The 6,000-nt window shown below is 66.7% G+C and carries 5 protein-coding genes and 1 tRNA gene; 3 read left to right on the forward strand and 3 right to left on the reverse strand.

From position 1 onward, the window contains the following. Nucleotides 1-183 precede the first annotated feature (183 nt). Together V7E46_RS17810 and V7E46_RS17815 are read left to right on the forward strand one after the other, a co-directional pair. Entirely contained in the window at nt 184-375 is a 192-nt protein-coding gene (locus V7E46_RS17810; RefSeq protein ID WP_333769323.1) for a helix-turn-helix domain-containing protein, read from the forward strand. Continuing rightward, nucleotides 372-1,619 carry a site-specific integrase gene (locus V7E46_RS17815; RefSeq protein WP_333769319.1) on the forward strand — a complete coding sequence of 416 codons (1,248 nt, stop codon included), beginning with the start codon at nt 372-374 and terminating at the stop codon, nt 1,617-1,619. The genes V7E46_RS17810 and V7E46_RS17815 overlap by 4 nt, the downstream gene beginning before the upstream one ends. 159 nt (nt 1,620-1,778) lie before the next feature. Here V7E46_RS17815 and V7E46_RS17820 read toward each other — a convergent pair whose 3' ends face one another. The 3 genes from V7E46_RS17820 to V7E46_RS17830 form a co-directional block, all read right to left on the reverse strand. Next, on the reverse strand, nt 1,779-3,509 hold the full coding sequence (locus V7E46_RS17820) for a DUF5635 domain-containing protein (RefSeq protein ID WP_333769320.1): 1,731 nt from the start codon (nt 3,507-3,509) through the stop codon (nt 1,779-1,781). A 673-nt stretch (nt 3,510-4,182) separates the two neighbouring features. Further along, nucleotides 4,183-4,256 (reverse strand) — tRNA-Pro (locus V7E46_RS17825). Between the two features lie 50 nt (nt 4,257-4,306). Continuing rightward, nucleotides 4,307-5,236, reverse strand: a complete 930-nt coding sequence (locus V7E46_RS17830) for a metallophosphoesterase (protein WP_333769321.1) — start codon at nt 5,234-5,236, stop codon at nt 4,307-4,309. A 104-nt stretch (nt 5,237-5,340) separates the two neighbouring features. Between V7E46_RS17830 and V7E46_RS17835 the strand changes: the two genes are divergently transcribed. Then, the gene (locus V7E46_RS17835) at nt 5,341-5,799 is read left to right on the forward strand and encodes a GatB/YqeY domain-containing protein (RefSeq protein WP_333769322.1); all 459 of its coding nucleotides are present in this window, start codon (nt 5,341-5,343) and stop codon (nt 5,797-5,799) included. The last annotated feature ends 201 nt before the right edge of the window (nt 5,800-6,000 follow it).

Genomic DNA, 6,000 nt, shown 5'->3' on the forward strand with positions numbered 1-6,000 from the left:
ATCCGCCACCACGACCACCCATCAACATGATCACGCCGCTGGGGTGCCAGCCCCGTACAAGCGGCGAGGAGGCCCATGCCCCGGTCAAGCGCGCCCGAGCGCGACCTGACGACCATCACCGTTCCGCCCCGGCAAACTGCCGGCCCCACTGCCGCGTCGCTCCCGACTAGCCGCTCCACCGTCATCGAGCGGAAGTGGTACACCACCGCCGAAGTCGCGGACATGCTCGGCTTCGGCCTGTCCAAGACCAAGACCCTCGTCCTGACCGGCGAAATCCGCTCCGTACGCATCGGCCGCAACCGCCGCATCCTCCCGACCTGGGTCGACGAGTACGTCGCTCGCGTGGTCGCCTCGGCTGAGCAGGTGGCGGCTTGAGCGGCAAGCGTGGCAACGGAGAAGGCTCCATCTACCCTCGCGGAAACGGCTTCGCCGCCTACACCTGGGTCACCACCCCCACGGGCAAACGCGCCCGCAAGTACGTCTACGGCAAGACGCGCGCCGAGGTCCACGACAAGTGGATCAAGCTCCACACGGCTGCCAAGGCCGGCCCCGTAGCCACCAGCAGCCCCACGCTGGAGCAGTACCTCGCCTACTGGATCACCGAGGTCGTGGAGCGCAACCTCAAGCCGCTCACCGCGGCGACGTACGAGACGGCTGTCCGTCTGTGCATCGTCCCCTTCATCGGCGCCAAGCGCGTCGACAAGCTCACCGTCCGGGACGTGCGCGAGTGGCTGAACAAGCTGGCCGACACGTGCCAGTGCTGCGCCCAGGGCAAAGACGAGGCCCGCCCCCAGGACCGTCGTCGCTGCTGCGCCCTCGGCAAGTGCTGCCACAAGACCCTGTCCCAGCGCTCGGTCGGCGATGCCCGCACCGTCCTGCGCAGCGCCCTCACCTACGCCATGACCGAGGAGATGATCGCCCGCAACGTCGCCCAACTCGTCAAGCTCCCCAAACCCCGCAGCCGCAAGCCGGTTCCCTGGTCCGTCGAGGAGGCCAGCCGCTTCCTGGAGTCCGCCCGCGCCGCCCGCGATCCGCTGTACGCGGCCTACGTGCTGATCCTGGTCCTCGGCCTGCGCAAGGGCGAGGTGCTGGGGCTGTCCTGGTCCGACGTGACCTTCGACCGCCACGAACTCCACATCCGCAAGCAGCTCCAGCGCGTCCGCCGCCGGCTGCTCCACTCCGAGACGAAGACGGAGGCATCGGAGGCCGTTCTCCCGTTGCCGGACATCTGCGAGGCCGCGCTCCACCTCCGTCAGAAGAGCCGCGACGCCCACAAGCTGGCCGCCCGCGAATTGTGGACCGAGTCCGCCCTCGTCTTCACCACCCGATACGGCACCCCGGTCGAGCCCCGCAACTTCAACCGTCGCTTCGCCTTCCGCTGCGAGCAGGCCGGCGTCCGCCTGATCCGCGTCCACGACACCCGCCACACCTGCGGCTCCCTGCTCGCCGCCCTGGACGTCCACCCACGCGTCGCGATGCAGATTCTTCGCCACACCCAGATCGCCGTAACGATGGAGGTCTACACGCACGTCCCGTCGGAGGAGACCCGGAAGGCGCTCCGCAAACTGGGTACATCGTTGCGGGTTGGGGCATCGGAAACATCTATGATCCCTCAATAACGGCATGCGGCCGACGCGGCAGCCAGCAATGAGTAGTCCGGCTAGCCTGACGAGTTGACCACCTAATCGAATACGCGGCAGGGGCTTGGCGAATAAGCTTTGCAGGCCCCTGCCGTGATCGGTATCTCAGAAGATCCCGAAGAACTCGCGGGATCCTGCTTACTTGAGACTGGGGCCTGCCACGAAGTGCGAATTGCGCCCTGCCCCCTCTCCTCGGACGAGTACCCCATCACGCTCCAGCCGTTCAAGCTGGCCTCGCGCGCCGGTGGTTGTCAGACCAGTGAGCCAGGCGTGATCGCCAGACGTGTATCGGTCGTGATCCGACAGCCACTTCCGCGCAGCTGACTCGGCAATTGTGATGTCCGGCTTGATGTAAAGGAGAACGCCGCGGCGTTTCAACTCGTCACGGTCAGCCACCGTCTCGACTGCCGAAACTGCCTGTGCGGAGAGTGTCCAGACATCTTTGTAGTGGGCGAGAAGCGGCTCTTCGCCGACGAGGCACTCTGCCGCCGCCTCGAGCCCTTCTGCCGCTTCCTCGGCACTTCGCTGCAACACCTCCGTGAGGCGTTCGGCGGTGACGAACGGCTCACGCAAAAGTGTGTAAACGATCAGGGCAACCCGAACGTCACGTTGACGGATGGATGGCTGGATCCGCATCACTAGGTTCATGACCGGCAGTACCGGGCGCCCTCCCGATAGCCGTACGCGTACGCGGGGGCCCTCCTCTTCCACGAGAACCGGCGGCCGGTGGCCGAGTGAGACCATGTCGCGGTACATGCGATCGACACCGAGGCCCTGCTTCTCCACCAGATGTAGCGCCCTGAAGAGGTCAGCCAACGCGGGGTAGCGGGCATAACGCTGAGTCAGAACGTTGCCGGCGTTCATTCCACCGACGAATCCACCCGGGCTCACAACTTGCACGGCGGAATCTGCTTCGATCCAGGTGATTGCAACGGGATCAGGTTGCATCCAATCGCGATGCACCACTCCATTCAGTACGGCTTCGCGGACTGCACCCTCGGGGAGACGACGGACAGAAGACAGAGCAAAGCCAGGCCGACCCTCCAGGCGGATTGACGTGTTTAGGGCATCTAGTCTTTCATCCACGGCGGCGACTTGTTCCAACAGACTGAGACCCGCAAGGTCGGGTGGCGATGAGATGACGTCGCCACCTTCGACATCCAGGACGGACAAAGAGAGGTACGTCCTATCGGCCGGACAGAAGGTAAGTGCACCCGCTTGGGTCAATTTGCCGTCTGGACGCAAGACACCCAGCGCGCTGAGGAGCGCCTGCACCGAACCGTACCTGGCTTGGTCACCAGGACTGCCAGAGGACGCGAGATAGCGTTGTGCCGTGGCAACAGCGCCAGGAGCCACCTCTAGGTATGTGTGATCAGTGATAGCTGCCATTGGATCGTGGCCGGTCACATTTTGACGGTGCAGCCACCACTCTGCACGGTCGACAGGTTCACAGTGGCCCCCAGCCCGCCACCTTGTCCGCCCAGCCAGGTCTTCAACCGGTTCTCTAGCTTCTGCTACGTAGACCACCAGCAGCCGCATGCCATCGACTGCGATGGCCTCCACCGCCGGAGCGATCCCTACCCGCTCGTAGATGCGGTGGCGAAGCCAATCCTCTTCGAGGGCCGCACCCAGAAAGCGCCCGCTGGCATCCTCCACGCCGACGATCAGTGCCCCACCGCCTGGAGTGTTCGCCATGCAAGCTACTTCGCTTGCCAGGTGGTCTGCGGCGGCTAGGTTGCGAGGCGTGCCCGGAAGCAGCACGCCGCCGGCTCCCCGTCTGCCAGCCTCTTCCTTGCAGTCGACATGCTGACGCTCAGCCTCGTCGGGCAGCACATTGGCTCGCAGCTTCCCCAGGACTGACTCGACCATGGCATGCAGTCGAGCACGGGCTGTGACGAGGTCGGATTCGGGACTGAAGGGCAACATTGTCTAGCCTCAGGACCTCTCGTTGCACTTTAAGGGGGTGTCTAAAGTAGAGCATCCATGCCTCGGCTGGCGATGTCTTGCACTTTAGTCAGCGCGGGTCAGCCTCCAATGATCGGTTCCTGTCCAGACGACACCGTGACCTGGAGCGATGACCGATGGCATCTGCCACGATGCCTACCCGCGGACCCAAGCTGAGCCCCCATGATTGCGTGGGTGGAGACGGCCCGGCTGATTGCAGAATGGGCTGGCTGGGTGACTGTGCTAGGTGACGACCAAACGTGGCTTCGTTTGCTGATTCGACGGTTGGACGATCACGTGGCGTAGCAGAGGTTGCCAGGGGTCTTCCAAGCGGCAGAGTGTCAACCGACCAACGCGAGGGTCGCCGCTAGCGCGTTTCGGTTGAGAACCGAGCAGATGGATCGTCTTGGCTTTCGGCAGGAGCCCGCAACTTCTGCTTGCCACGTCACCATCGACTTGCCTATCCGGCGAGTGGTGGCTTCGAATGTCCCTTGGCATCTGGCACGGACGCCGAAGGTCGCGCCTGTTGCTGTACTTCGCTGCTGTACGGGTACGCCAGAGGCCCTGCAGGATGATCCTGCAGGGCCTCTGACCTGGGTCGGGGTGGCGGGATTTGAACCCACGGCCTCTTCGTCCCGAACGAAGCGCGCTACCAAGCTGCGCCACACCCCGGTGCAACGGGGTTTACTTTAGCGGACGCGGGGCCGGAGGCGAAATCCGGTTCAGGCGGGGGTGAGGGTGAGGAGGGTGGCCTCGGGGGGGCAGGCGAAGCGGACGGGGGTGAAGCGGTTGGTGCCGCAGCCTGCTGAGACGTGGAGGTAGGACGTGGAGCCGGTGGCGGTGTGGGTGGAGAGGCCCTTCACGCGGTCGGTGTCGAGGTCGCAGTTGGTGACCAGGGCGCCGTAGAAGGGGATGCAGAGCTGGCCGCCATGGGTGTGGCCGGCCAGGATCAGCGGGTAGCGGTCCGCCGTGAAGGCGTCGAGAACGCGCAGGTAGGGGGCGTGGACCAGGGCCAGGTTGAAGTCGGTGTCCGGGTCGGGGCCACCGGTGACCGCGGAGTACCGGTCGCGCTTGATGTGCGGGTCGTCCAGGCCCGTCAGGCCGAGCACCGGGCCGTGGTCGAGCTTCACGCGGCCGCGGGTGTTGCTCAGGCCGACCCAGCCCGCCGCGTCGAACGCGTCGCGCAGGTCGCCCCAGGGATTGCGGATCACACCGTGGGCGCCGGAGCTCTTGCCGTTCAGGCCGTGCTGGCCGCGGGCCTTCTCGACCAGGTAGCGGCCCGGGTTGCGGAACTTCGGGCCGTAGTAGTCGTTCGACCCGAAGACGTACGTACCGGGGAATCGCAGCAGCGGGCCCAGCGCATCCAGCACCTCGGGGACCGCGGTCGGGTCGGACAGGTTGTCGCCGGTGTTGACGACCAGGTCGGGGCGCAGGCCCGCCAGCGACTGGATCCAGCGGCGTTTCTTGTGCTGGCCCGACACCATGTGGATGTCGGACAGCTGGAGGATACGGATCGGCCGCAGTCCGGGAGGCAGCACCGGGATGTCCACCCGGCGCAGCCGGAAGGACCTCGCCTCGAAACCGGCCGCGTATGCCACGCAGGCCGCGCCTGCCACCGTCACACCGAGGGGGAGTCCGTATCGCGCGCGCATGCGTCCATCGTGTCAGAGTCCGGGACGGGTGCCGTACGGCCGCCTGTTGCGGGCCGCGGGGTTAATGCGGGGCGGCCGGGTCGCGGTGGTGCGAAAATCGGGGTATGACCACGACGCTCAAGCAGCGACTCAAGGACGACCTCACCACGGCGATCAAGGGCCGTGACGAACTGCGCTCCGCCACGATCCGGCTCACGCTGACCGCCATCACCAAGGAGGAGGTCGCCGGCACCACGGCCCGGCAGCTCTCCGACGACGAGGTGCTGACGGTGATCACCCGGGAGGCGAAGAAGCGCCGTGAGGCCGCCGAGGCGTTCGAGCAGGGCGGCCGGGTCGAGTCGGCGCGGCGGGAGCGGGCCGAGGGCGAGGTGCTGGCCGCGTATCTGCCGCAGCAGCTCACCGACGAGGAGATCGCCGCGATCGTGCGGGAGGCGGTGGCGGAGTCGGGCGCGACCGGGCCGAAGGGCATGGGCGCCGTCATGAAGCTGGTGAACCCGAAGGTCGCCAAGCGCGCGGAGGGCGGCCGGGTGGCCGCCGAGGTCAAGCGCCAGCTCGCGGGCTGAGGACGTCGGCGGACCCGGTGGCCCACGGGGGCCGGGTGTCCCAAGGGCGGGGACATCCGAGCAGGACCCGGGACCGCGAGCCGGCGGGGGAGCGGAGCGCGGCGGGGGCGTAGAGCACAGGGCTTACGACCGCGGCGCGCAAGCCGCAGCTGCACCTCTACGCCCGGGGCCGCGCACCCGTACGCCCGCCCCGCGCCCCGC

Origin of the sequence: Streptomyces sp. IBSBF 2435, from assembly GCF_036815005.1 — a bacterium.
In the GTDB taxonomy this organism is placed as follows: domain Bacteria; phylum Actinomycetota; class Actinomycetes; order Streptomycetales; family Streptomycetaceae; genus Actinacidiphila.